Annotated in this window: 20 protein-coding genes; 18 read left to right on the top strand and 2 right to left on the bottom strand. The window is 52.7% G+C overall.

Annotation, left to right across the window (positions count from 1 at the left end; translation table 11 throughout):
* Window positions 1-39 precede the first annotated feature (39 nt).
* The 4 genes from WCO56_09180 (at window position 40) to WCO56_09165 (ending at window position 6,819) form a co-directional block, all read left to right on the top strand.
* Window positions 40-1,533 (top strand): long-chain fatty acid--CoA ligase, encoded by a 1,494-nt coding sequence (locus WCO56_09180; GenBank protein ID MEI7729735.1) that lies wholly within the window; start codon window positions 40-42, stop codon window positions 1,531-1,533.
* 238 nt (window positions 1,534-1,771) lie between these two features.
* On the top strand, window positions 1,772-2,770 hold the full coding sequence (locus WCO56_09175) for an IS701 family transposase (GenBank protein ID MEI7729734.1): 999 nt from the start codon (window positions 1,772-1,774) through the stop codon (window positions 2,768-2,770).
* Between the two features lie 577 nt (window positions 2,771-3,347).
* Window positions 3,348-5,570 (top strand): hypothetical protein, encoded by a 2,223-nt coding sequence (locus WCO56_09170; protein MEI7729733.1) that lies wholly within the window; start codon window positions 3,348-3,350, stop codon window positions 5,568-5,570.
* A 16-nt stretch (window positions 5,571-5,586) separates the two neighbouring features.
* Window positions 5,587-6,819 carry an adenylate/guanylate cyclase domain-containing protein gene (locus WCO56_09165; GenBank protein ID MEI7729732.1) on the top strand — a complete coding sequence of 411 codons (1,233 nt, stop codon included), beginning with the start codon at window positions 5,587-5,589 and terminating at the stop codon, window positions 6,817-6,819.
* 235 nt (window positions 6,820-7,054) lie between these two features.
* On the opposite strand, the gene WCO56_09160 is transcribed toward WCO56_09165, so the two are convergent.
* Complete coding sequence (locus tag WCO56_09160) at window positions 7,055-8,053, bottom strand: sugar phosphate isomerase/epimerase family protein (GenBank protein ID MEI7729731.1); 999 nt, start codon at window positions 8,051-8,053, stop codon at window positions 7,055-7,057.
* Between the two features lie 272 nt (window positions 8,054-8,325).
* Here WCO56_09160 and WCO56_09155 point away from each other — a divergent pair, with 272 nt between their 5' ends.
* Genes WCO56_09155 through WCO56_09145 form a run of 3 tightly spaced genes read left to right on the top strand, consistent with a single transcriptional unit; the run spans window position 8,326 to window position 9,993 of the window.
* On the top strand, window positions 8,326-9,318 hold the full coding sequence (locus WCO56_09155; protein MEI7729730.1) for a hypothetical protein: 993 nt from the start codon (window positions 8,326-8,328) through the stop codon (window positions 9,316-9,318).
* Window positions 9,315-9,581, top strand: a complete 267-nt coding sequence (locus tag WCO56_09150) for a hypothetical protein (protein ID MEI7729729.1) — start codon at window positions 9,315-9,317, stop codon at window positions 9,579-9,581. The genes WCO56_09155 and WCO56_09150 overlap by 4 nt, the downstream gene beginning before the upstream one ends.
* Complete coding sequence (locus tag WCO56_09145; protein ID MEI7729728.1) at window positions 9,574-9,993, top strand: PIN domain-containing protein; 420 nt, start codon at window positions 9,574-9,576, stop codon at window positions 9,991-9,993. Before WCO56_09150 ends, WCO56_09145 begins: the two co-directional genes overlap by 8 nt.
* A gap of 88 nt (window positions 9,994-10,081) precedes the next feature.
* On the opposite strand, the gene WCO56_09140 is transcribed toward WCO56_09145, so the two are convergent.
* Entirely contained in the window at window positions 10,082-10,303 is a 222-nt protein-coding gene (locus WCO56_09140) for a hypothetical protein (GenBank protein ID MEI7729727.1), read from the bottom strand.
* A gap of 219 nt (window positions 10,304-10,522) precedes the next feature.
* Here WCO56_09140 and WCO56_09135 point away from each other — a divergent pair, with 219 nt between their 5' ends.
* The 11 genes from WCO56_09135 to WCO56_09085 all read left to right on the top strand — a co-directional run bounded on the left by WCO56_09135 (window position 10,523) and on the right by WCO56_09085 (window position 20,970).
* The gene (locus tag WCO56_09135; protein MEI7729726.1) at window positions 10,523-10,828 is read left to right on the top strand and encodes a hypothetical protein; all 306 of its coding nucleotides are present in this window, start codon (window positions 10,523-10,525) and stop codon (window positions 10,826-10,828) included.
* The gene (locus tag WCO56_09130) at window positions 10,815-11,270 is read left to right on the top strand and encodes a hypothetical protein (protein ID MEI7729725.1); all 456 of its coding nucleotides are present in this window, start codon (window positions 10,815-10,817) and stop codon (window positions 11,268-11,270) included. The genes WCO56_09135 and WCO56_09130 overlap by 14 nt, the downstream gene beginning before the upstream one ends.
* 21 nt (window positions 11,271-11,291) lie before the next feature.
* Window positions 11,292-11,654, top strand: coding sequence for a hypothetical protein (locus WCO56_09125; GenBank protein MEI7729724.1), 363 nt, complete (start codon window positions 11,292-11,294; stop codon window positions 11,652-11,654).
* Between the two features lie 6 nt (window positions 11,655-11,660).
* Window positions 11,661-12,782, top strand: coding sequence for a DUF6745 domain-containing protein (locus WCO56_09120; GenBank protein ID MEI7729723.1), 1,122 nt, complete (start codon window positions 11,661-11,663; stop codon window positions 12,780-12,782).
* Window positions 12,783-12,829: 47 nt separating this feature from the next.
* Window positions 12,830-13,549, top strand: coding sequence for a chromosomal replication initiator protein DnaA (locus tag WCO56_09115; protein ID MEI7729722.1), 720 nt, complete (start codon window positions 12,830-12,832; stop codon window positions 13,547-13,549).
* A 30-nt stretch (window positions 13,550-13,579) separates the two neighbouring features.
* The gene (locus WCO56_09110) at window positions 13,580-14,281 is read left to right on the top strand and encodes a MotA/TolQ/ExbB proton channel family protein (protein ID MEI7729721.1); all 702 of its coding nucleotides are present in this window, start codon (window positions 13,580-13,582) and stop codon (window positions 14,279-14,281) included.
* A 23-nt stretch (window positions 14,282-14,304) separates the two neighbouring features.
* Window positions 14,305-15,207, top strand: a complete 903-nt coding sequence (locus WCO56_09105) for an FtsK/SpoIIIE domain-containing protein (GenBank protein ID MEI7729720.1) — start codon at window positions 14,305-14,307, stop codon at window positions 15,205-15,207.
* A gap of 195 nt (window positions 15,208-15,402) precedes the next feature.
* Window positions 15,403-15,693, top strand: coding sequence for a hypothetical protein (locus WCO56_09100; protein MEI7729719.1), 291 nt, complete (start codon window positions 15,403-15,405; stop codon window positions 15,691-15,693).
* Between the two features lie 5 nt (window positions 15,694-15,698).
* Window positions 15,699-16,259 (top strand): 3'-5' exonuclease, encoded by a 561-nt coding sequence (locus WCO56_09095; protein ID MEI7729718.1) that lies wholly within the window; start codon window positions 15,699-15,701, stop codon window positions 16,257-16,259.
* Between the two features lie 196 nt (window positions 16,260-16,455).
* Entirely contained in the window at window positions 16,456-20,706 is a 4,251-nt protein-coding gene (locus WCO56_09090) for a DUF262 domain-containing protein (protein MEI7729717.1), read from the top strand.
* 15 nt (window positions 20,707-20,721) lie between these two features.
* Window positions 20,722-20,970, top strand: coding sequence for a hypothetical protein (locus WCO56_09085; protein MEI7729716.1), 249 nt, complete (start codon window positions 20,722-20,724; stop codon window positions 20,968-20,970).
* The last annotated feature ends 121 nt before the right edge of the window (window positions 20,971-21,091 follow it).

Genomic DNA, 21,091 nt, shown 5'->3' with positions numbered 1-21,091 from the left:
TATGACGGTCGCTTTGATGCTTAGCGGCGGCAAATTCGCATGAATCTTGCCGCTGCTTTTACCGCGCAGGCGGAGCTGAATCCCGGCAAAATCGCCATCTACTGGGGCGATGACACCTTTTCCTATGAGTGGATTCGCAGTCAGTCCGTCCGCCTGGCTGCTGAACTGCGACAGTTGGGGGTGCGTCCGGGTGATCACGTCGGGCTTTGGCTTCGCAATTGTCCCGAGTTTGTTCCTTCGCTGTTTGGCATCTTCATGGCGGGTGGCGTGGCGGTGCCCATCAATAACTTTCTCAAGGCGGACGAGGTGGCCTTCATTATTCAGGACGCCGGTATCAACGTGCTGGTCACAGATACAACGATGGCGGCAGCCGTGGCTCAGCTTGCCGCGACGCCTCCACCTCTGAAGGTTTGGAATGTTGAAAACTTTGCCGCCGCACCGGTGGCGCGCGCGGATTGCCCGCTCTCCTGCTCCCAACGCACTGAAGCGGATTTGGCGGTGTTGTTCTATACGTCCGGCACCACCGGCAAGCCCAAGGGGGCGATGCTCACGCATGGCAACTTGTTGCATAATGTGGCCAGTTGTCATCAGATACTGGAAAGTCAGTCCGCCGACCGGTTTGTGTTACTGCTGCCCATGTTTCACAGCTTCATGCTCACCGTCTGTGTGTTGTTGCCCATGGTGATTGGTTCCAGCATCGTCCTCATCCGGTCCGTGCATCCGGCCAAAAACATCATCCTGGAGGTGTGCCGGCATGGTGCCACCATCCTTCCGGCAGTGCCGGCGTTCTTTCGTGTTTTGGCCCAGGTGGATAGGCCGGTGAAATTGCCGCTGCGGCTTTGCATCAGTGGCGGGGCGGCGCTGCCTGGAGAAATTCTGCGCGAATTCACCGCCAAACTGCCTTACCCGTTGCTGGAAGGGTACGGACTTAGTGAGACCAGCCCGGTGGCCGCTTTTACCCCGATTCGCGGCCCATGGAAAGAAGGTTCCATCGGCCTGCCCATTCCAAACGTGGAATTGAGCGTGCAGGATGATACCGGGAATATTCTGGGGGCTGGTCAGACCGGCGAGATTTGCATTCGCGGCGGGAACGTTATGGCGGGATATTGGAACCAGCCGCAGGCGACGGCTGAAGTCATGCGCGGCCAATGGTTCCTGACCGGGGACATTGGACATCGCGACACCGATGGATATTTTTACATCACGGATCGCAAGAAGGACATGCTCATCGTCAACGGGATCAACGTCTATCCTAGACAGGTGGAAGAACTCATTTACCAGTATCCGGGCATTCGTGAGGCGGCGGTGATTGGCGTGCCGGATGCGCGCCGTGGCGAAGTGCCGCTGGCCTGTGTCTCCTTGAATGAGGGCACCGAGCTTGACGAAAAGGAGCTGCTGCACTTCCTCCGTGAAAAAGTCGCGGATTACAAGGTCCCGCGCCGCATCGTGGTCCTGCCCAAACTGCCGCGCAATGTCACCGGAAAAATCCTGAAAACCGAATTGCGCCAGATGGTGGCGCAAGGGAAATTCTGACGGCTGATTTCTGGTTCCATACTTATATTACTGGTTTAGCATAATTTGACTTCGTAAAGATAAAACTTGCGTCAAGGCCACCCGTGAAGTAAAGTTGCACCGCAATGACAAACCAACATAATATTTCGTAAAACCAGGAGTAATAATGAAAACCAGGAGATGGGGCTGCGGGGCCTCGGCCAACGCCTCATGCACTGTGTGAACACTTTTTCCCACCATTTTAAATCCTATCGGCACGATGTCTCGGTTAGCGCGCCAATACGTTTCCGGTCTGTTGCAAGGCGGCACGCGCAAGAACATGCTGCACATGGCGGAGGTGGTGCCGGAGGCGGATGCGCGTAACTTGCAGCAATTTCTCACTCATTCCAAATGGGATGCCCGCGCCGTGCTGGACCACGTGGCGCGGGAAGCCAACCAGGTCTTGGGCGATCCCGGCGAAGCGTGTCTGGTGCTGGATGAGAGTGGGTTCGCCAAACAAGGCAAGCAGTCGGTGGGCGTCGCCCGTCAGTGGTTGGGCCGGTTGGGTAAAGTCGATAATGGCCAAGTCGGGGTGTTCGGAGTGCTGTGCCGCGGCCCGCGGGCCACGCTGGTGGATGCGCGACTCTATTTGCCCAAGGAATGGACCGAAGATTCCGAACGGTGTGCGGCCGCTGGCGTGCCGGAAACCGAACGCCACTTTCGGACCAAGGACGAATTGGCGGTGGCCATCATCCAGCATGCGCGCGCGCAAAAACTCCAGTTTGGCTGGGTCAGTGCCGACGCGGGCTATGGCAAAAGCCCGGCCACGTTCTATGGGTTGACGGAGCTAAAGGAGACGTTTTTCATCGATCTCCCCTCGGATTTTTCCATTTACCTGGAACCGTTCCTGCCCGCCTTGCCCGCCGCGGGCAAACCGGGGCGACCCGGGGCGCGTTATCGGGCGTCCGTCCCGAAGCAGCGCGTGGACCAACTGCCAGGGTTGGCGGTCGCGGCGGCTTGGCACCAGGTCAAGGTGCGGGAGACCACGCGTGGTCCGTTACGCCTCCGCGCTTGGCGCGGGCGCGTCTATGTGTGGGACGGAAGCGAGCGGGCGCCGTTGCGCCTGACGTTGCTGGTGACGGAAAACCTGGATGGGACGGATCGGAAATACACCCTGACCAACGCGCCGGAAACAACGACCGTGCGCCGGCTGGCGTTTCAGCAACGCCAGCGCTACTGGGTGGAGCGGGTGTTCGAGGACGCCAACCCGACTTGGTGATGTTCAGGAAGGCGTTTCCTGTGTTGCCGTTTCCGACGATGGCCGGTTTGCGCTCGCTGGTTATGATTTGGGGGACGATAGCGCGGAGATTCAGATGTGGAACTTGGTGACCGGAACGAAGGCCGGTACGATCATCAGCACCAACGGCTTGGTGACTTGCCTGGCTTGGGCATCGAGTGGTCACATGGCTGTGTCTGGTAGCTCAGACCATACCGTGAATCTTTGGGACTTGGAGACCGGGCATAAGCTCCAGGAATTCCGTGGGCATGAGGCACCGATAACATGTGTGGCGATTTCGCCTGATGGCAGGCGAATCGTTTCCGGGAGCATGGGCCACACTTGGCATATCGGAAGCCCAATCGTAAGTGATGCCCGCCATAATACGAATACCCGGGCAGTTCTTAAACTTTGGGATGTGATCTCAGGGAAGGAGTTGGTCACGTTTCTCACCCCAGAGTCAACTGTAACTTCTATTGCATTTTCACCTGATGGCAAAAACGTTTTGGTTGGGAGTTCTCATTGGCATACCGAGGTAAGTGATACCGGTTCGTCATCCAGGGGGGGCAGTAACCCGCCTTTGATCTGGCTCGACTGTGAAACTGGACAGGAGCGGGCGATCCTGGAGCCGAAGGGGGCGCATGCGAATATTGCAGTTGTCGCGGTTTCCCCCGGCGGCCAGTTCGGACTTTCGGGTGAAGATGAGGGGGGTGTAAAACTGTGGGAATTGGCCACTGGTCGTGAATTGCGCCGTTTCAATGACGGGCGGAAAGATGGAATTCGCAGTCTACGATTTTCTCCCTCCGGACAGGTATTTGCGTCCGCTAATGCGGCCGGAATAATCACGTTTTGGGATGTTGCATCCGGAGAAAAACTGCGCGCGCAGCAGTTTGGAGACACCCAAGGTCCAGAGGGAACTCCTCCAAGTCGGCTTGCAGCAAAAGTAGTTTTTTCTAAAGATCTGCGTATTGCACTTTGGGGTACGAAGTATCGCGGACTTGGCGTCTGGCTGCTAACCGACAAACCGCTCGTCAAGAAACACATTCATTCATGCAGTGGCTTTGTCCGTATGTCACCCGACGGATTGGTTGGTCTTTCTTTGTACAATTATATTGAGCCAACCCTTTGCTTTTGGGATCTTAGAACCGACAATCCTTTGCTTGAAATCCGGTTTAAAGACCAGCCAAGTAGCGCCGTTTTTTCTGCTGACGGAAAACGCGTTCTTGTTGGCACAAAACCGCGCGATAATCAAAAGCAAAACGATTCGTTATTTCTGTGGGATCTGGTGGGAAATAAAAAAGTGTGGAGTTATCCTGCGGGGCATCGCGTGTCTGCCGTCGCCTTTTCCGTGGACGGGAGACTGGCCATATCCAGTGGAGACGAATTTCGTTCATGGTCCGCCTCCGAAGCGGAGGATGTGGAGGTGCCGATGCGCTTGTGGGAGGTGGCTACCGGAAAGTTGCTTCAGAAATTCTGCTGGATGAAGGCCCCTTCCGCTGGGCCGCAACTACCCAACAAAAGCCGAATGGATATTGAACTTCGATTTCGAGAGATAGGAACACGACGACTGACTGGTGTGGCACTACTGCCTGGCACAAACCTCGCGCTCACCGTTTCGGAGGATTCAACCGCGATACTTTGGGACATGGGGAGCGGGTTGCAAGTCCGCTCAATACGACTCGATTCGCATCCTCGGTCCATGCGCTACAGTGATCATCGACCTGGAGTGTCATTACTTCCGGGCGGTCATTCGTTACTCGTTCTGGGTGTTGGCGGAAACTCCATCAAACACTTGGATATCACCAATTTGACGGAAATTAACACCTTTCCTCAAACCGAATCGTACGGGATGTACGGACACGCGTTGTTTGAGGGTGAGTTGCTAGTTGCCAATGACGAAGAGGCCCAATTGAATATATGGGAATTAAAAACCAGACGCCTGATCCGCACCATCACCCCAAGCTTAATGGGGACTGCTGCCACCTCGATCAACGGCAAGCAACTTGTATGTCTTTCGCAGACCAATTTGATGTTTTGCGACTTCAGTTTTCCGGAACAATTTCGCAATTTTGAACCGCGCCTTCTTCGCGCCCGAGAACTCTTGAATCGGGATCCCAAAAATGCCGAAGCCCTCGCCATACTGGGCGAGTGGTACGCTTTCCTGGGTTTATGGGACTGGGCTATTGAGGTGCTGGAGTTGTCTCGCTCACGCGGTTTTACCGTCTCTTCGCTCGCCTTGGCCAGATCATACTGGAAGTCTGGGCAGCCGCTGGTCGCACGGCAAGAGTTCACGCGTGCCTTGAAGCAGGGTGATGCCCCCGAATATTACCTGCAGCTTTGCATCAATTCTTTGAAGGATGACGCAACCTCAGCCCCGCCTTCAGGACAGTCACTGCCACAGTCTGAGCCCAGGACGGTACGCGCCGTGGAGGACGGATTTTTGGATCCACTGAATGCCAAAGCGATGCTGAATCACCAGGGGCAATTGGTTAAAGTGAAGGGAAAAATCGTTAAGTTTGGAACGTCAAAATCCGGCACCTTCTATTTTTTGAATTTTGCGGAGAACTACCGGTCCGCATTGACGCTCGCCTTCAAACAGAGTGACAACCCCGCAGAGTTCCGTCCTGAAACACTCAAGGAGTATGTGAACAAAACCGTGATTGTGGAAGGCAAGATTATTGATTATCAAGGCGCGCCGGAAATTATCATCACCACCCTTGCTGGAATTAAAGTGCAGGCTGAGTCACAACCCACCAGAGAAGAAGCGTCGTCTGGCGATACAAAGCGCAAACCTCAAAATTGATTTGTGGATTATTAGCATGACAACCTTAAGGAAACAATGGAAACAGGAAACGGTGGTGGCTTTTACCGGGCACATGATGGATCGTCCCGGCAGAACGCCGCCTCGTTTTTTGCCCGCGAAGGAACAAGGTGTCCGCGCCGCGATCCGCAAAAAATTGAATACCTTAAGCCCGAAATATGGTTTCAGTTCGGCACCCTGTGGTGGCGATATCCTTTTCCTGGAGGAGATGCTGGGATTAAAAAGGGAAATCCATATCGTGCTGCCGTATGAAATCGAGCAGTTTAAAGCCGATTGCGTCACTGGATTCCAACATAACCGCGATCACGACTGGGGTGTACGATTTGATCAGATTTTGCAAAAGGCGACCAGCGTTACCATTCTGAGCAAATATCGCGCTGAAAATAATGTGATGGCCAGTGAATGCTGTAACCGTACGGTCCTGGGTATGGGGTTGATCAAAGCCAAGGCCATGGGTACTCAATTAGCGTTGCTGGCGCTGTGGGACGGTTGGTCTGGTGACGCCATTGGAGGCACCCGTACTATGGTGAATCTGGCCATATCGCTTGGGGTCAGGGTCGAGTATATCCGAAATTTGCAACCAAAGAAGGTAAACGATGTGCTTCATGCCAGTTGGCCAACCTCGCCTTCCTTGCCACTTCCGAAAAATTCAGCATCTGCCGTGGAATTTCCCCAAGAAATCTGTGCTGTCTTATTCGCGGATGCTTTGCGTTTCAGCGAAATACCGGAACAACAACTTCCCCTCTTCATCAATGAATACCTGCACCCTTTGGGGCAATTGATTCAACAATCACGGCTCCATGCCTTTGGCCCAAGGGATTTTAATACTTGGGGCGATGGCCTCTATTGCACCTTTGATTCGGTTGGTAACGCAGGCAGGTTTGCGCTTGCCTTGCAGAAGTTTGTGCAGTCAAAAAATTGGAAGAACTTGGGATTTTCGGCTCATTTCAATTTGCGAATTGCCCTGCATGTAGGTCCGGTTTTCCGTTTTCCCGATCCTTTTATGTCCAAAGACAGTTTTTTAGGATCGGCGATCAATTTTGCGGCGCGCATCGAACCCAAGACTCCTCCCGGAGAAATTTATTGTAGCGAAATCTTCACTGCCCTTGCGGCAGCCGAGGGGGTGTCTGATTTTGAATGTGAACATGTTAGCAAATTAACTTTACCAAAAGTGGATGAGGCTAAGCAAATTTTTGTACTGCGAGCGAAGGGGAATCCGGACCCTTGCTAACCGCACTAAGATCAGGGAAAATGGGGCATTCATCAAAGGCTCATTGACGACAAACAAAATTATTCCGCAATCATAAGTTTTCTTTTTTGACTCACTATGCGTTGAAAAAGGGTTCGACGACCTGCTCTTCGTCACCCAGGCCTATGTCTCCTGCCTGATGATTTCAAGCTTCTACATCCTGGTTACGCGGTGAGGTTTTTCATGATTCCACGGCTAAAATATTTCACATTTTAACTCACGATGCGGTGGTAGCGATGGCTGCGCGCAGTTCGGCGAGCACTTTGGGCACTTCCACGAAGGGATCATAGTTCTTGCGTCGCATGGAGAGTGTCTCGATGGGCAGGTAGCCACGGTAACCTCCCTGGCGAATGAGGGTGACTAGTTTCTTGAAATCGGTGCCGGGTGAGTCGGTGCGGCTCTGCATGGTCTCCTTGATCTGCCAATTCACCGCATAGGGCACCATCATGGCGATGTCCGCGTACGGATCGGCCGTCAGGTATTTGCCGGTATCCACCAGCGCGCCACACCATTCATGGTCCACCCGCTTGAGCAGGCTGAGATGCTCCCCGCCCGTGTTGATGAAGTCGCCGTGGTTCTGCACCGCAACGATCACGCCAAACTTCCCGGCGTGCTCTGCGCACTCGCGCAGCGAGTCGGCCATCCAGGTTTCCACCGTCTCGCGGCTCGCGTTGCCGGAGGCCTCCTGCCAGTTCTTGAAAGGGGGCTGCGAATCGGCAAAGACGCGAAGCGCCGGCGCGCCGAGTTTCGCGGCGACCTCAATCCATTCCTTGATGAGCTGCACTCCCGTCGCCCGCACGGTCTTGTCCGCACTGGTGAAATCATTGCGCACGCCGGTGCCGCTGATGGCGAGCCCGAGGTCGTGCGTGTAGCGCTTGAGGTGGTACAGGTAGCTGTCCGCCGGCACCTTGGGATAGCCGGGAAAAAAGTATCCAGTGACATCCACGGCATCCAGGTCGTGTTTCGCGCAAAAATCGCAGACGGCAAAGAGATCAATGCCCGTGGCTGGGTCCTTGGCGTGTGCCGCTAGCAATTCGAGGAAGGAGTAGGCGTTGAGCGCGGGCTTCAGAAACGCTCCGCCGATGCGTTTGATGGGGGCAACGGTCGCCGATGCTGTGGTGAACGAGAGCCCCGCCGTTGCGGCGAATGGCAGCAAGGCGGCGTGTTTAAGAAATTCCCGGCGAGCCGGGCGGGATTGGCTGAGCTTCATGTTCATAATTGCTTTTGTTTTCAGTGTTTACCATCGCTTCATGTATTCAACACGGTATTCAACAGACTAACAAATCCTCCAGGGGACGTTAAGTATTTTTTTAAAAAATCGCTGGGGCGGTCAGGGCTGCATCAAGCTCGGTTTGGTTCAAGCAGGAAGCGCCTGTTCGGGTGTTCCCATGGCTGCGTTTATGGATAAAGCGGGTGGGTGTGCGCCAGTGACCAAGTGAGCTTGCGTTTGCCCGAGTGGCGGGATACGCTTGACCCCGCTGAAGCACCATGACCACCGCACTTGATCGCGATCTGGAAAAGCTCAAAGCCCGTGCGTTTGACCGGGCAAACTGGGCGGAGGATGCTTTGCGCCGCTATCATGCAGTCATCCCCAAGTTGACCGAAGCCGCAGCCCTTTCATTGCACGCGCTATACCAGTGGATGTTTGTTCCACCGACGCTCTGGCCGTTTAATATCCAGGATGTGCTGGTGGATTGCCTGATGACGCTGGAAAAGGGGAAGAAATTAAATGCCCGGCAACAACTGGTCATTGAGATGCTGCCGGAACCACCCGACGAAAGCGTCTGCACAGCGGTGGCGGATCATGAAAAGCAGGTCCATTCGGGCACCTACGAAAAGCTGGTCAAAACCCAGGTCAAATTTTATCAGCACGCCCAGGAAACCAAGACCAATCCCGAGTTGCGCCGCCAATGGGCGCGCATCAAGGCGGTCTTTGATGTCGAAGCCTACCGCGAACATAAGGGCGTGATTCGCCGCAGCATGTGTGTGGAGCGCAATCTGCGGCCGTCGTTTGAAGTGAATATGCGCTCGCCAGCGGAGGTGTTTCAGGCCGTGTTCGATGCGTTTTGCCTGCGGTGGAATCTCTTTGGGATGAAGTACGATCACCCGCTCACCTTCAAACTCTCGGTCAACCTCTCCGCGTACGGCACCATGATCCACATCCCCGCCTACTGGTCGTTTGACCCCAAGCGGGACATCTGCTGGGACGCCATCGCCAAGTTGCATCGCGTGCGGGTACCCAAGCGCCAGGGTGCCGCCTTGGCCGAAGGGCTTGTGGAACGGAAACAGAATGCCGAGAAACTGCCTCACTTGGATGCCGAAGCCAAGCGGCTTGGGTTGAAAGGTGAAAAGAAGCATGAGTTTTTGTGCGCCGGTCTCGGCTGGGTGCCGGGTACTAGTCCCAAACGCATCAGCCGGCTCCGGACGGAATTTATTCCCCGCTTGACCGGGCGGATGACCCGCAGTAAATTTAAGCTATGACAGCAACGGCTGAACATGTGTTGGAAGAAATCCGGACGTTGTCGGTTGACGAAAAACGCGAAATCTGGAGGCAGATTTCCCGTATTCTGGACCAGACCAACCTGGCGGTAAAGGGCGAACAAGACGCCTTGGAGGCGGTTCATTCCCTTTATGGGCGGTTTGCGGGTGGCGGTATGCTCACGCGCCTGCTTCAAGAACGAGCCCGCGACCGGGCGCGAGAAGAAACCAAGCGCCACCGCATGAGTTCGCACCCCAATGGCTGATTCCTTCCTGCTCGACTCTTCCGCTATTATCGCCTTTCTCCAAGCAGAACCAGGTGCGCCACGAGTGCTTGATTTATTGGAAAAAGCCGCGCGGGGAGAAACCATGCTGTATGCCTGCTTTGCCAGTCTTACGGAAGTCCAATACATCACGGCCAGTGATTACGGGGTGGAAGCAGGTCGCAAAGCCATTGCGGACCTGAAACGATTAAGAATCATTTGGATACACTCTGACGAAGCCCTGTGCGCGGCGGCCGCCGAGTGGAAAACCGGCCACAAGATTTCTTTCGCGGATGCTTTTGTGGCGGCATCCGCCATGCACGTGAATGCCATACTGGTGCATAAAGATCCCGAATTTGCTTTGCTTCCTTCCCACGTTAAACAGGAACTCCTCCCGCTCAAGCCCACTGGCTAATCCCAAAACCGGATGGATTCCTCTGTAAGGGTGCTTTTCCCGGAACCGTTTGGCCCGGCGAACATCCGCAGTCTCGGCGTGGGAACGCTCACCGGATGTTGATAACTTTGCCCGACTCAACTCGAACGGGCGGTGCAATCGCTTTTATTGCCACGCGATGCCCGTTGGGAAAAACTTCGTAGATCACCCCGTCGCGTGATTCCAAGACGCTTTGCCCTGACGCAAGCACCCGATCGCGCGCCGTGGCAAACGCAGAACCTGATACCGCCGGGAACTGACTTTCAAGATTATCGATGTCGTGATCTGACATAACCTAACTTTCTGAGATAAAGATAGTCCATTAGAGGTTTCCCAGCAATGGGTTGTTTACCGCACATTCCAACTCCTGATTCCAAGCTCCTATCTTCTTTGATTATATTTTTCTGCCAGCTAATTTTTTGCCATGTCCGCCTCCTGCATTGCCAGCGGGAGATTGAAAACAGCAACAAAATGGGAAGCCGATCATGCAGAAAAATAGACCGGCATAAAAATGGGAACCCAATTGCTTTTGCAGAAAATTGTCATAGAACGCAAACGGCGTCTGGATGGCTTTCAGGCCGCAAATGTATTTCGCGTCTATACCTGTTTCGCGGTTAAATTCCCCACCCCCGTTCCAAGTCTTGACTCCAACCTCTCTTTTCTAGCAGTGATTTTTCTGCCCATCTATTTTTCTGCAAAATTTGGAGTTTTCATTCCGCAATCCGCAATCCGCATTTTCGGACAAAGATTGGGGACATTCAGTTCCTTTGATCCGCTGCCGATACCGGTGCATGGTGTTAGCCATGCTAAATGCTGATCAATTACAGAAGGCGGTTGCCGTCGCTAAACTGCGGTTCAACCTGATTCGGAAAAAATATCCGGACCTGAAAGCCTATCTGGTCCTGGCACTGCCCGGTGGCCAGACTGGGATAGACAGTTCGCCGATCCAAATTCTCAGCGAGTTCCCGGCCATGGTCGTTGACGATAATGCCAAGACCAGTGTGTTGAACCTCCTGCCCCGGCTTAAACAATCGGAGCCCGCTACCGGTCCCGATACCGAACGGCTGAAGAAGGAGCTGGAGCAACTGGTGGCCCAACTCAAATACGACGGAAAATGCCAAGTGGAGCTGCGCTTCCATGATCTCAACTACGATTTAATCTGGAAACTGCAAACCGATGACCTGACCGACCGCAACCTCACTCCCCAAACCAAGGCCTCCATCCGCATTATTTTGGGTACCCTGGCTCAATTCACATAACCATCACATCCGACGACGACTATGAAAACAACAGACTGCAAACACTACCGGCAAGGCGACGTGCTCATTGAGCGCATCGCTGAGATACCCACCACTGCTGTGAGGCAGAATAGATCCACGCGCATCATTTTAGCGCACGGAGAGGCCACTGGACATCATCATGCGCTGGAGACAGTTGATCCCGCTGACTGGTGGAAGGAAGGGGAAATTTCCACAGCCAACCAAAAGCCGACGATGCTGACCGGGTCGTTGTTTGTCTCGCTTCCCGTTGGCGGCGTGGTGAGGCATCAGGAACATTCTGAAATCCAATTGCCCGCTGGTAATTACCGTGTCACCCGCCAGTGGGAGTATGCGCCAGAAGCGATCCGTTACGTAGAGGATTAAACCGCTGTGAAAACTCGGACATTATCTGAAGCGCAACTCGCGCTGATTCCGCAGGTATGGGACGAATGGATCAAAACAGGCAGGGATACCGCCGCCGTTGACCGCGCGAAAGTCCGGGAAATCCTGTGCCGCCTCTATGCTGTGGCTGATAAGTCGGCCCCGCCGCATATTCTTCATTTTGACAGTCCCCTTCAAATTTCAATCGCCGTCGCCCTATTACGGCAGGAGGGTAGAAATATGCGTCATCAACTTGCCGACCCTATCAATGGCGAGGTCCACGAAGCACTGCGCGATAAATTCACCTGCCAAATGAACGAACAAGTCTCCAGCGCGGTCAACGCGCAGATCCGCCAATATATCCGTCGGCAACTCCCCGAACGCCGGACCCACGAAACCTTTTCCGATTTCCGCCGCGCGGCCTATGCGAGAAACATGCAAGTCATCGAACAGATCCACGAACAAATTCATGAAAATGTTCGGAACATGTTTCGGAGCCTTCGAGCATGGACATTCAGGGATGACTTTGGCCAGTTTGATATGTTGCTGGCACGGTATGATTTTCTTGGCCGTTTGGGAATTGACGTTTCAAAGCTGGTTCCTTCTTTCGACCTGGCAAAATCTTGCGGCGCGGCGGCGTTATTCTGGGATTGGGCTTTTATTGGAGCGAAACCGGAATATATTCACTGCAATGAGCAGGGGCGGATTCATTGCGAAACCGGTCCGGCCATTCGCTATTACGACGGTTTTTCTATTTTTGCCATTCATGGTGTCCGCGTGCCGGAAAAGGTGGTGGTTTCCCCAGACACCATAACCGTCGCAGAGATTAATTTGGAAACCAATGTCGAAATGCGGCGGGTGATGCTGGAACGGTATGGGGTGGAACGATACTTGATGGATTCCGGGGCCGTAGAAATACACCGGGATGATTTTGGCATTTTGTACCGCCAGCAACTCCCTCGTGACGAGCCACTGGTGATGGTGAAGGTGGTGAATGCCACGCCGGAACCGGATGGCAGCTTCAAGGACTACTTTCTCCGCGTGCCGCCCACGATGGAGCGGGCGATACAGGCGGTCGCCTGGACCTTCGGCAAGGAGGAAAACGATTATACACCTGAACTCCAGACCTGAGTTAAGACTCCAAGACCCTTTACTACGACGCAAGCAACCAGCATTTTATGTTAAACCCCAGACACACTTTTGAATCATTCATTGTTGGCCATCAAAACGACTTCGCTTGTGCGGCCGCCAAAGCCGTCGCCAATGCTCCCGGTACTACCTACAATCCACTGTTTATTTATGGTGGTGCAGGCCTTGGCAAGACTCATTTGCTGCATGCCATCGGCAACCATGTTTCCAGCAATAATAAAGCCGCGCGCGTTGCCTGTCTTTCATCTGAACAATTTACGGGCGAATGCATTGACGCCATTCTAAACAACCAGCTTGCCATAATCCGCCAGAAATATCTCCAGATGGATGTGTTGTTGATTGACGATATTCAATTTCTTGCTGGCAAGGAACGCCTGCAGGAAGAATTCTTCCACATTTTCAACGCGCTTCACGAAGCACACAAACAGATCGTGTTGGCCTGCAGCCGGCCCGCCTCCGAAATTCCTGGGCTTGAACAACGGCTGGTCTCGCGCTTTGAGTGGGGACAAACCGCCGATTTACAGGTGCCGGACTTGGAAACACGTCTCGCGATTCTTCGTAAAAAAGCGCAGTGGATGGGAGGCCAGGTGCCGGACGACATCCTGAATTTTCTGGCCGCCCATATCCGCACCGACATTCGTCGTCTCGAAGGCGCGCTGATACATGTGGAATCCTATGCCGCGCTCACCGGAAAAAAACTGACCTTGGAAGTCGTTGAAAGCTTATTGCAGGGAGTCCTTTATGAATAACCTAAGGAACCATCCAACCAACATTTCATTATGGCATCCTTTACCCAATTTACAGAACTAACCTTCATCTGGCGGCAGGCGACGCCGGAGGCAAAGGGCATTATTCTTCTGTTACTCCTGTTTTCCGTTATCGCTTGGTCGGTGATGGTGGCCAAGGCCCTGCAAATCCGCCGGGCCAGAAAGCTGAATGCCCACTTTGCCGAGGAATTTAACCGCCAAGCGTCGGTGATGGAGATGCATGAGCGGCGCATAAGCATTGAGGGTTGCCCCATGTTTGCCATCTACCAGGCCGGTTGTTCCAGCCTCAAGACGCGTCTCAAAGCTGGTGGCAGCGGCGAAGCTGCCCGCCAGTTGGTGTCGTTCAAAGGCATGGAACTGGTGAAACGCGCAGTGGAAAACACGGTGGCCGTGGAATCACTCAAGCTGGAATCCGGTTTGATCATACTGGCCATCGCGGTCAGCGGCGCTCCGTTCCTGGGGTTGTTGGGAACCGTTTGGGGCGTGATGAGCACCTTTAGCGGCATTGCCATGAAGGGCGAAGCCAGCCTGGCCACCATGGCTCCTGGCGTATCCGCCGCCCTGGTCACCACCGTAGCCGGTCTGCTGGTCGCCATCCCGTCCATGTTTGGTTACAACTATCTGGTGCATCAATTGCGCGCCACTACCGTAGAATTGGACATCTTCGCCCAGGAACTGGTGTCCAAAATGGAAAATGAGTATCTGCCCGAATAATGAGTCCAGAAACACTTGATAACATGAATAGCATAAACAACTTATTGAAGTCTGAAGCCTGGCGCAACACCAAGTCACATATCCCGCTCGCATTGGGCCTGGATGAATTCAACCGGCCGCTGATCGCCGATTTTCATCGTATGCCCCACCTGTTGATTACCGGCAGCCATCCGGGTTCTGGGAAGGCTGCTTGCCTTCATGCCATCATCGCCTCGCTGGTGGACCGTTTCGCTCCGGACGAACTCCGCTTATTGATGGTTGATTTGAAAACCACTGAATTACAGCGGTACAGTGATTTGCCTCATCTGGTTGCTCCGATCATCACCAACAAAAAACAGACAACCGCGGCAGCCCACTGGGTTGTCGATGAGGTGGAAAAACGCCATTTAATCCTTACCCGTATTGGCGTGTACAGCACCCGGTATTTCAATCAACGCGCCAAGGCTGTTCCACCACCCGTTTGGGTAGATAGCTTGGCAGGGAGAGCGGAAGCGGACGAACTCGTCATTCCAGCCAGGTTCCCGTATATTGTCGTCATCCTAAACGAATTTCAGGTCTTAAACCATGTTTGTGACAAGGCATTACCATCACGTGGGGCCCGTATTAGAATGATGTCCCGTGCCGCAGGTGTCCATTGCATTTCCGCAGCCAATATATCCGGCAGCGACAATCTCACCGAGATCATCGAATGCAGCCAGCCAGCCCGAATCACTTTTGATATGGAAGCCTGCGAGGACTCTGCTGAACCACACCAGCAGCCGGGTAATAGCGCTCTGTTTTATCATCCATCCAATTCCTCCAAAGTGGTCCGTGCCAAAGCTGCTTTTATCAGCGACACGGAACTGCAAGAAATTGTGAAAGCTAATGCCGCACCTGGAAAACCCAATTACGAACCTGAACTGCTCGAACAAATGCATGCAAACTGAAACAACCGCCCTATGTCACGCGCTACCTTAAGAACCGCCTGCACCTGGCCACATTCAATCCCGAATGGGATTGCGCCATCGAAGCCCAACGGTTGGATCGGCCAAGGGCAAAAGGGGTGGACGATCCTACCTTGGGTCGGGTGCGCAGTGTTCCCTCAACTCTGAAAGAGTTGTGTCCTGATCCCTGCAACAACCATGCCCACCTTTGAACAACACTGTGCCGAGGCCCTAGAAACCTCTGGCAAACCGTATGCCGAAGTCCATCGCTGGTTGGATGAATTCGCTGGGCAACCACCCTATGGCATGCGGCACCGGAAGAAACGCCATCACCTAGCAGGCATTGAGGAGGTGCGCAAATTGTGGGGAAACGAGGCCGCCGAAGCCGCCTGCCAACATATTATCACGGATCTTAAACTGGAAGGCTGGCGGGAAACCGACCCCTTTCCCAAAGATGAACCCCACTACCAACGGCTGGGATTGTTCTAAATTATATGACCATCACCAGCCTAGATTTTGAAACCGCCAATCGTTCCCACGTCAGCATCTGCGCCGCCGGGCTCGCGGTATTTAAGGATGGCGAACTGGTCGAGTCGCCTTATTGGCTGGTGCGTCCGCCCAAAGGCCACGGCTGGTTTCGGGATGACTTTACCGAAATCCATAATCTCACCTGGTTCGACGTGAAGAACGCCCCCGAATTCCCCGCCATCGCCCCGGAACTACTAAAACACCTGACCCGTGCCGATATCGTGATCGCACACAATGCGCAATTCGATATCAAAAAATTGCGCGCCACCCTGGATCATTTCGGCCTCCAATGCCCCGCGTTTGATTACCTGTGTACCTATCGCCTCGCTCAACAGGTCTGGCCGGACCTGCCCAACCACCAACTCAGTACCTTGGCGGCGCACATCGGTCACGAATTCAACCACCACCACGCCCAAGCCGACGCCGAAGCCGCCGGACGCGTGCTGCTGGCCATGATGAAACAGGCAAACGCAAAGACGCCAGCCGGGTTGCTTAAGAAAACGGGTGTGGTGTCGGGACGTTTTTGAAATATATATTGTCAGAGCCATCCGGAGGAGTATCAATAACACAACAAATGAAATCACCAGTACATGTTGGGCGTCAGCTCACGGCGGCAATTCGATCTACGCCGAGTTGGCGACATTGGAGTAGCGTTGCGACACGAAAACACCCTCTCAAGCGGGCCATGATAAATGAACACTTAACCAGAAGGGCATCCTTGGCATGAGTACAGTTCCGCTCAAACTCAGGTCGGTGGCAGATCTTGTGGAAAAAAATGAAGTGTTCTTTATTCCCAACTACCAGCGCGGCTACCGTTGGGATGCGGATCAAGTGGAGGCATTGTTGAACGATCTAGCGAAATTCGAGGCAAATAAGGGTTCATCGGAATACTATTGCCTGCAGCCGCTCGTGGTGGTGAAACGGGATAAGGACTGGGAGGTTGTGGATGGTCAACAGCGGCTGACCACAATTTTCCTGATACTGCGGCAGTTAAATAATCCGTCATTTCAGATCCACTATGCACGCCACCCGGAACGTGAAAACGGGCTCTCTGAGTTGCTCCAACCGGATTCCGCAGCAGGCCAAATCCCAGATTTCGTCTCGCCGGATCTCTATTTCCTCGAAAAGGCGGATGAGGCAATTCAGAAATGGTTTGAAGAGCCTAAACATAAACACTGTCAACTGCCCTCGTTGACAGATCCCAATCAGGCCTGTGCCAAGTTCATCTGGCACGAGATCGAGGAGAAGGATGCCAACCATGCGTTCACCCGCCTCAATGCGGGGAAAATCAAACTCCGTGATTCGGAGCTGATTCGGGCACTATTTCTCGGCACAGGAGTGCTTGATCAGGATGATCGCCATCTGATTGCTCTGCGCTGGGATCAAATAGAACGACGCCTTCAGGATCCGGAGTTTTGGAGCTTTTTGAGCGGAAGGGGGAGCACAGACAACCGCATCGAACTGCTTTTTGAGTGGATTGCCCGACAAAGAACCGAGCAGAACAAATGGACAGTGGACAAGGATCGGCAGATTTTCGACCTAATCTTTGATGTGCTGAAGGACAGTAGGGAACGCAAAAAGCTATGGCAGGAAGTGGATGAGCTTTTTGGTACCTTAGAGGAGTGGTTTGAGGATAACCGCCTTTTCCACATGATCGGCTTTCTGGTAGAAGTTGATAAAAACGGCGAGATGATTCCGATCTTGTTGAAGGAGTCTTTAGAGCTTAAGAAAACAGAGTTCACACGTCTCATAAAAAAGAAGATTCGCAAACATGTCTTGGGAGAAAATACCTCGCGCGACAAACTGGAGGGCTATTTGAAAGACTTGAAATATGACGAGCCAAACGCCCGAATAAAAGAGCTCCTGTTATGCCTGAACCTTGCAACTTTGAATGCTGATATAGCCGGTACCGTCCGTTTTTCCTTTCAAGCGTACAAGAAGGATTCATGGGATATTGAACACATCCGCGCGACTGCGTCACGCGAACCGGAAAAACCTGACGAACTACGCTTTGCACTTGCATCGATAAACGCTTATTGGGATCCCCCGCCACCCGCAAATAAGACACTTCTGGAGGATCTTGTGAAAGTGCGGAAAGCACTAAACGAGAAATCTGACGATCGGGACCATCTATATAAACTTTACTGCAGCTTGCGTGATCAGATGGAAGGCATGAGAGGTTTGGGCGCGAGTAATGGGCTCATGAATTTAACGTTGCTCGATGCCGGAACAAATCGGGGATACGGCAATAGTCCCTTTGCCGTGAAACGCGCATGGGTGTTAGGACTCAACCAGCAGACCAAGTATCTTTTACCCTGCACCCGCAGTGTCTTCACCAAAAGTTACTCAAAGGCACCTGACAACTTGCTGAATTGGACACCGGAAGACGCAACCGACTATTTATCCGAGATCACGAGCACTTTGGATACATTCTTTGCCGACACATGGGAGGAGAAAGCACCAGGGAGTTCTCGTGGTGATTCAGATCTGACGAAACCTGATACGCAGGGACAGATAATTTCAGCTCCCACCGCCCCTGGAGATAGAGAAGATACAAAATCACCAGAGCGTAATGGACAGCGCGTTAGCTTCGTTAAACTGATCGCGGAATACGATCGAGTCGAAATCCCTCTAATCCAACGGGACTACGCCCAAGGGCGAGCATCTGCTAAGGCGGTACGGGAAAAGTTCCTCACGGACTTGCTGAACGCATTGAAACACAACGCCCCCCTGAGCTTGGATTTCGTCTATGGTGAGGTTGTCAAGAAGCAGCGCTATGGTGAGGTTGTCGAGAAGCGCATTTTTCAGCCCATTGATGGCCAACAGCGACTCACCACTTTGTTTTTACTCCACTGGTTTCTCGCCTGCGCCGCAGATAAGTTGGAGAACTTTAGAAAAATAATGAAAGATGTAGCAGATAAGGAGAATGAAGCCCGCTTCCGTTACTCTGTAAGGCCGAGTTCTCATCAGTTTTTCTCAAAACTTCTTAATTACAAACCCGAGGACTTGGACAAGCCTCCGGCGGAGCAAATTCAAAACCAGACATGGTTTTTCCGAGCTTGGCGGCATGACCCAACCATCGTCGGCGCGTTGACCATGCTCGACGCAATCCATACGAAGTTTGCTAGTGAAGAGGGACTGCGAGATTTTTACGCAAATTTAGCGGAATCGCCTTCGGCGCCAATTACCATGGATGTACTGGACTTGGGCAGTCTGGGATTATCCGATGAAATCTATGTTAAAATGAATGCCCGTGGTAAAGAGCTGACGGGCTTTGAAAAGTTTAAGGCATGGTTGATCGAGACGCATGGTGAAATCGATTGGCCTAAAAATCGAGACCTTCCGAAATGGAAATTGTTACTCGACTGGCACTGGCTCGATCTTTTCTGGCACTTCCAACATGATAAGCCGCAGCCGGCAGATGCGGTATCCAAGGTTTACTTCAGAACCTTCGTTGCGCTAGCCGTGAATTTCCACGCGTCGCTGGGGAATTTTGAGAAAGCTTGGTTAGAAGCGGATGCAGAGGATCAAGCGCCGCTGTGGGATAAACTCTTCACTCTGGATTGTGTCGAGCACGTCTTTGATGGCCTTAATTGCCTTTCGCCCCGGGATCAGAGTTGTGAGTGGCCGATCGTCTCGCTCCGCCGCCGCCTTATCGATAAAGGTGTGGGACCATTCGACAAGCATGGTCTCGACGCAGTTTTCTTCGAGGGTACGGCGAAACCAGTGACCATCGCAGAGAGGCTGTGGCTTCACGCTATCCACATATTCTTGCGCAATCCTATTCCAGCGGGAGGCCCAGAGGAGGTTCACTGGTTTAGGGTCGTCCGAAATCTATTGGCTAATACCCAATTCGAGGCTAAGAATTTTGCCAACGCAATTAAGAGTCTGGATAAACTTGGCAGTTTAGCAAAAAAGCATGGATCCATGCTCGATGCACTCTCCGATGATAAATCCGAGAATTCCTTGGTCGGATTCCAGCCCGAGCAATTTCTGGAAGAAAAACGCAAGGCACAGCTTATCCGCTGCTCTTCTGTTGGCAGCGAGTGGGAACCTGCGATTATTGTAGCTGAAGCTCATCCGATCTTTAACGGGCAAATTGATTTGCTATTACCACCAGAAGATGACCTTAAAACTTTTAAGCATCGGCTGGAGGTGTTTGCTCGACTTTTCGACAACGAGGGGAAAAGTTATGTTGGCATGGACGACGAGTTTCTGGTGGCAAGGGCAGTCCTTGCCCAGAGCAAGCCAATCAAACTGGGGTGGCAACAAAAAATCATTTTTGTTAATACCAAGAACAACTGGTCTGAAATACTTGATCACAAGTCCGGGCAGAAAGAGTTCCGAGATGGAATGCTATGCCTGATCGACTCTATAAACGGCAATTCGTATATCGAAGCCGGGTTGCGCAAAATGATCGAATCTCCCAGGGCTGATGAGACATACGAGCCGTGGATGCTTGATATTATTCGGCATGGCGGCGAGTTATTAACAAAGTATTCGGACCACAAAAAGATACAGAATTACTGCAACAATGGTTTTTTCCTATTTCGTAAAGTTAATTGGAATGAACATGACATTTTACTCGGTGCGAGTGCCACGCTGAGAAATCGTTTAATCGATGGATTATTAAACAAAACCCATTCCTCGTGGGAATTGCCCGGTGCTGAATGGCGGCGCTTGATTATTGGTCAAAGTGATAAAAACGTATTTTTCAAGGGTCATCATATCAAGTTGACTCGGAAAGCAGGGGATGGGAACGACACAGCGGAATGCCGTTTTGAATACGATAAACTCGTGATCTGTGTTCCAGATTCGGATGGAATTCCGATACAGTTTCCTGAAGACGGCAAGCTGAGCACATTTCTAGCCTCTATTGAGTCCAAATTGGGAAAATCACCGTTGCCTAAAGTGGAACCTGTGCTTTCTGATTTGCGTCACGCCCTGGCTAGCGTAAATCACCAAAACGAATAAAACCAAAAACAAACTATGAACTACTACTGTAAATACTGTGGCTATAAAGCCTCCAGCATCAATAGCTTAACCGTTAATGCCTGTCCACGCCATCCTAGTGAACCCAACAGGGGTAAGCACGTTTTATATGAGGGCGATGAAAAAGCCAAATATGAGTGCAAATATTGCGGCACCAGCGCATCCAGCATTTTGAGCCTGACCACCAATAGCTGCTCGCGCCACCCGCTTGGCGCAAATAAAGGCAAGCATGAACCAGCGCTGTAACCACAATAGACTATTGGGATATGAGTACACCAATCAAACTGACAGACATTTTTCAGATTTCGGACCCGAACCAGTATAAGCTGCATCTTGCCTGCGCCAATCAGGAAGGCACGCATCCGCT

The sequence above is a fragment of the Verrucomicrobiota bacterium genome, assembly GCA_037139415.1.
Taxonomy (GTDB): Bacteria; Verrucomicrobiota; Verrucomicrobiia; order Limisphaerales; family Fontisphaeraceae; genus JBAXGN01.
This window is presented reverse-complemented; position numbering and strand designations above follow the sequence as displayed.

Excerpts from the sequence above, each read along its gene's own strand:
- WCO56_09095 (MEI7729718.1), top strand. The coding sequence starts at position 15,699 with ATGACCATCACCAGCCTAGATTTTGAAACCGCCAATCGTTCCCACGTC.
- WCO56_09100 (MEI7729719.1), top strand. The coding sequence starts at position 15,403 with ATGCCCACCTTTGAACAACACTGTGCCGAGGCCCTAGAAACCTCTGGC.
- WCO56_09160 (MEI7729731.1), bottom strand. The coding sequence starts at position 8,053 with ATGAACATGAAGCTCAGCCAATCCCGCCCGGCTCGCCGGGAATTTCTT.
- WCO56_09145 (MEI7729728.1), top strand. The coding sequence starts at position 9,574 with ATGGCTGATTCCTTCCTGCTCGACTCTTCCGCTATTATCGCCTTTCTC.
- WCO56_09130 (MEI7729725.1), top strand. The coding sequence starts at position 10,815 with ATGCTAAATGCTGATCAATTACAGAAGGCGGTTGCCGTCGCTAAACTG.
- WCO56_09125 (MEI7729724.1), top strand. The coding sequence starts at position 11,292 with ATGAAAACAACAGACTGCAAACACTACCGGCAAGGCGACGTGCTCATT.
- WCO56_09135 (MEI7729726.1), top strand. The coding sequence starts at position 10,523 with ATGGGAACCCAATTGCTTTTGCAGAAAATTGTCATAGAACGCAAACGG.
- WCO56_09110 (MEI7729721.1), top strand. The coding sequence starts at position 13,580 with ATGGCATCCTTTACCCAATTTACAGAACTAACCTTCATCTGGCGGCAG.
- WCO56_09140 (MEI7729727.1), bottom strand. The coding sequence starts at position 10,303 with ATGTCAGATCACGACATCGATAATCTTGAAAGTCAGTTCCCGGCGGTA.
- WCO56_09165 (MEI7729732.1), top strand. The coding sequence starts at position 5,587 with ATGACAACCTTAAGGAAACAATGGAAACAGGAAACGGTGGTGGCTTTT.
- WCO56_09090 (MEI7729717.1), top strand. The coding sequence starts at position 16,456 with ATGAGTACAGTTCCGCTCAAACTCAGGTCGGTGGCAGATCTTGTGGAA.
- WCO56_09175 (MEI7729734.1), top strand. The coding sequence starts at position 1,772 with ATGTCTCGGTTAGCGCGCCAATACGTTTCCGGTCTGTTGCAAGGCGGC.
- WCO56_09115 (MEI7729722.1), top strand. The coding sequence starts at position 12,830 with ATGTTAAACCCCAGACACACTTTTGAATCATTCATTGTTGGCCATCAA.
- WCO56_09150 (MEI7729729.1), top strand. The coding sequence starts at position 9,315 with ATGACAGCAACGGCTGAACATGTGTTGGAAGAAATCCGGACGTTGTCG.
- WCO56_09085 (MEI7729716.1), top strand. The coding sequence starts at position 20,722 with ATGAACTACTACTGTAAATACTGTGGCTATAAAGCCTCCAGCATCAAT.
- WCO56_09180 (MEI7729735.1), top strand. The coding sequence starts at position 40 with ATGAATCTTGCCGCTGCTTTTACCGCGCAGGCGGAGCTGAATCCCGGC.
- WCO56_09155 (MEI7729730.1), top strand. The coding sequence starts at position 8,326 with ATGACCACCGCACTTGATCGCGATCTGGAAAAGCTCAAAGCCCGTGCG.
- WCO56_09105 (MEI7729720.1), top strand. The coding sequence starts at position 14,305 with ATGAATAGCATAAACAACTTATTGAAGTCTGAAGCCTGGCGCAACACC.